Source organism: Staphylococcus sp. HMSC072H03 (assembly GCF_001809305.1).
Classification (GTDB): Bacteria; Bacillota; Bacilli; order Staphylococcales; family Staphylococcaceae; genus Staphylococcus; species Staphylococcus hominis.
In genome coordinates, this window is sequence record NZ_KV796914.1 from 128292 (window position 1) to 128911 (window position 620).

The following is a 620-nucleotide window of genomic DNA, read 5'->3' on the forward strand; positions in this document are numbered from 1 at the left end:
ATAATATAGAAATTGTCTTTTTTATAATTTTTTTGATTATTTTCAGCTCGTTGAGCTGTTACTTTTCTTATATTAAGTGCCATTAGCACAAATCCTAGTTCTCTTTTGGCTTTATTTATCCCTCGAACGGACATTCGAGTGAAACCCAAAATAGCCTTCATAAATCCAAAAACAGGCTCCACATCAATTTTTCTTTGACTGTAGATGGTTTTTATTTTTGGTTCTGAAAGCTTTTTATTAATTTGGGCTTTAAAATATTCCCAATTATAATTTTTCATTATTTTTTTATTCGTTTTTGAATTGTATTTCATGCACTGGTGTCTCAGAGGACATTCTGAACAATCATCACATTCATATAATTTGAAGTCTCTCTTAAACCCATATTTATCATGGCGATAGGCATATCTTTTAAAACCCAATCGCTTATTGTTTGGACAAATATATTCATCGTTAATTTCGTCATAATCCCAATTTTGAGTGTTAAAGATGTCGCTTTTATATTTTTTAGTTTTATCTTTTATAAACATACCGTAGGTTATAAGTGGTATTCGATTAAAATCATCTATAATTGCCATATAATTGGGTTCGCTACCATAACCTGCATCAGCTACAATATATTC

Annotated in this window: 1 protein-coding gene; it reads right to left on the minus strand. The window is 29.7% G+C overall.

Annotated features, from left to right (window positions below; translation table 11 throughout):
- On the minus strand, positions 1–620 hold a 620-nt coding region (locus HMPREF2578_RS11390), incomplete at both ends, for a transposase (protein ID WP_256275861.1).